Genomic DNA, 3,259 nt, shown 5'->3' on the forward strand with positions numbered 1-3,259 from the left:
TCCCACAAGCGAAAAAACTCCTCATCCAGATCCCACGGTTCAAGCGAAGAAAGGCGCACCCGTTCTACATCGGTATCCGAGAGAATTGCCTCAATTAAATGCCGTAAATGCAACTGCGGAGAAAAATCCTGCCCCCATGACCCAAGATGAACTCCGGATAGTACAACCTCACGGGCCCCACCGGCAACAGCCGCCTTCACGTCGGCAACGACTTCACCGATGGATTCGCTGCGCCCCTTGCCGCGTGCCAGACGGGTGATGCAAAAAGTGCAAAAATTATCACAGCCATCCTGAACCTTGATAAAGGCGCGGGTACGCTGATGAATTCCGGGCAAGGGCTGGCGGGCAAGCGGTTCCAGATCAAACGTCTCAAGCGGCACACCCAAAACCGTTGCGGTCAGGTGGTGTTTTTCCTGGTTGGGTACTACCCAGGACACATGGGGCATTTGCCGGGCTGCTTCCGGTTCCAGGGTTGCCCAGCAGCCGGTGACGGCAATTGCGGCATTGCCGGCTCTGGCAGCCTGCCGGATTTTCTGACGGGAATCCGATGCTGCCGCGCTGGTCACTGTGCAGGTGTTAATGACCACCACATCGGCTTCAGCAGCTGTTTCAGCAATCGAATGGCCGGCAGCCCGAAACTGACGGGCAAGCAGTTCAATTTCACTTTGGTTCAGGCGGCAGCCAACTGTATCAAAATAAATTCGCATACCATTAAGGTTTGATCACATAAAAATTGTCAAAATGAATTTCTACACCCGGTGTTTGATATACCCCTGCCAGCAGCCCCACATCACCCATGCTGAAATCTGTGTCTTCCACTTCCGCAAACTTTTGCTGATTGACAATCAAAGTCAAACGCGGCCCCACACAGTCAGCGCGCAGCTGGTTGCGGGTATATCCTTGCGAGATCATTTTACCAAATTCCAGCCCATTTTGACTGCTTAAAACTTGATATATTCCATCCTTTACTTTCACAATCCCGCCATATCCATCACTGCTGATTAAGAAGGCGTAAAAATTGTATTCATCCTGAAAACGGCAAATCAAACCAAAGTCATTGTCGGTCGGACCGTTGATCAATTCTGCTTCAACGGCAAGGGTAACATCGGTGAAATTTTTACCCGCCAATGACCAGTAGTCGTAATTGGCTTGATTGATCAGAAAGGCAAGCACGCCATTCTGATAGTGGATGACCGCTTCCGGAGAACTCCATTGCCTCCAACCACTGGCCGAATCCGAGAAGTCATCATAAAAGAGAATGCTGCCAGCATCCCTCGCTGCCAGAGCAGAGGTCTCGATTTGTTTGATCAGGTTACATCCACTGAGGAAAAATAAAAAGCCGATTGCAATCAACCCGGTGCGGAAACGATTGAACATGAGAACAACCTCCTGCAGCTGATAATCAGCAATTCATAAGTGCTAAGGTGTAGATGCCTGCCCTAGGGTTGAATTACCTCATCCGGAAAATATCGCTGCAACAGTCTTCTGGCCGTCAGGGCGATGACCTCATCTCGCGATTCGGAAGATCTTTTGAGATACTGGAATGCCTGACTGGTTCGACCCATTTCGAGATAAACCTGACCAAGATGAAGCAACGCCGGGGCATAGGATTCATCTACTCTCAAAGCGTGTTGCAAGAATTGTTCCGCATCCTTCCATTCCCCCAATTGCAAGTAAACAAAACCCGCAGTATCCAGAGAGGCAGGGTTATTGCCATCCAGGTCCAAAGCCCTTTGTGCAGCCGGTAAAGTATAGGATTGGGGATCAAACCCGTTCGAAGCGCTAAAAACCGCCAGCGACCTCCATAATTCCGCATTTTCCGGCTCAATTTCCACTGCGCGCCGATAGGCATGGAGCGCCTCGACCAAATCGCCATTTTGGGCAAGTGCAGCGCCTATTTCAACTTGCCAGCGTCCTTCGGTGGGGTGTTTTTCTGCCAGGACGCGCAAATAACTCAACGCCACCAGTGGCTGATCCTGACGTCGCCAATACAGCGCCATGGCGGTTTGGACAATGTCCGAAGCCGGGTTAAGTTCAAAGGCGCGTCGCAAATCCGGGTAGCCATCCTCTCCCAAATTCTGACGGGCTTCGGCAAGCAAAGCCCACCCTTCAGCATAATCCGGCGACAGGCTGACCGCCTCTAAAAAAGCCTGCTCGGCAACATCCCAATATCCTAATTCACCCAACCGTTGACCAACAATAACCCGCTGATAGGCCGGGTCAGGATTTTCTTGAGCGGTTTCCAAAGCCTCCAGCAGGCGGGCAGCCTGACGTGCTTCCGAACCGCGCGCCGCACTCAACGGGGTCAACAAACGGATGGCCTCCCCCGGCGTCCGGTAGGATTGCAAAACCGCGGTAAGCCATATTGCCTGAATGTTATTCGGCTCAGCGACCGACCAGCGCCGGGCAGCCTGAACAGCCAGGTCCCAACGGTTGGACTTTTGAAAGATCTGGGTAAGTTGTGGAAAGTAGTCCACCGATAAATCGGGTTTTTCCAACAGCGCCAATGCAAACTCAACTGCCCGATTCGTATCGCCCAAATCAAAGAGTGTCCGACTCAGGGCAAACAATCCATTTTCAGAGATGGATTGGGCTTCCCATGCCCGCTCAAAATCGGCTGCTGCCTGCGCCGGATTTCCACCTTCAAGTTCATGAAAAGCCAGCCTCTCCCACCACTCCACACGCTGTGGGTGAAATTCCATCAACAGCCGCAAATTTTGGGCAGCCTTCTCGTGATTTTGCAGCAATTCCGCCTGATACAGACGGGTGATGATTTCCATTTCCCGAAACGGTCGGGGAGAAATCGGCAGAAAAGTCAGAAGAATCAACGGCAAGCAAATGATAACCCCCAGCAAGGTCTGGCGTTTCAGGCTTTGCAAATCTGTTTTTTTCATCTTGACCACAGGTTTTAATTTACCATTGATTCATGCCTATTATGCCTCAGCCAGCCATTTCATGCAATCTTGCTCCCTTTCCAACAAACGGGAACGACCAGCCTGCCAGCCGGGTCACCAATGCAGGAAAAGGGGTCGTTTTTACCCGGCATTCAAAAAATTCTAAACCATTCTGACTTGACACCAAAATTAAGACATGATACATTTGTCATACATGGTCAAGCGGCTCATGGAGCCAGACCTGAAATTCTTCAAAAAGTATGGAGTAAAGCATGTCAGAACGTTTCACCGGGACCGTCAAGTGGTTCAACCCCGCCAAGGGGTACGGCTTTATCGGCCGTGACAATGGGGAGGATGTCTTCGTA

4 protein-coding genes are annotated in these 3,259 nt (G+C 51.2%); 1 reads left to right on the plus strand and 3 read right to left on the minus strand.

Annotated elements, in window-relative coordinates:
- The 3 genes from VAE48_RS10955 to VAE48_RS10965 all read right to left on the minus strand — a co-directional run.
- Positions 1-707, minus strand: a 707-nt coding sequence (locus VAE48_RS10955) for a radical SAM protein (protein ID WP_322793367.1), incomplete at its 3' end; no start/stop codon positions are given.
- Between the two features lie 4 nt (positions 708-711).
- Positions 712-1,377, minus strand: coding sequence for a hypothetical protein (locus VAE48_RS10960; protein ID WP_322793368.1), 666 nt, complete (start codon positions 1,375-1,377; stop codon positions 712-714).
- 62 nt (positions 1,378-1,439) lie between these two features.
- The gene (locus VAE48_RS10965; RefSeq protein WP_322793369.1) at positions 1,440-2,894 is read right to left on the minus strand and encodes a tetratricopeptide repeat protein; all 1,455 of its coding nucleotides are present in this window, start codon (positions 2,892-2,894) and stop codon (positions 1,440-1,442) included.
- Positions 2,895-3,166: 272 nt separating this feature from the next.
- Between VAE48_RS10965 and VAE48_RS10970 the strand changes: the two genes are divergently transcribed.
- Positions 3,167-3,259: cold-shock protein (locus tag VAE48_RS10970; RefSeq protein ID WP_322793370.1), on the plus strand; the 93-nt coding region annotated here is incomplete at its 3' end.

Source organism: Bellilinea sp., from assembly GCF_034432615.1.
Classification (GTDB): domain Bacteria; phylum Chloroflexota; class Anaerolineae; order Anaerolineales; family Anaerolineaceae; genus Bellilinea.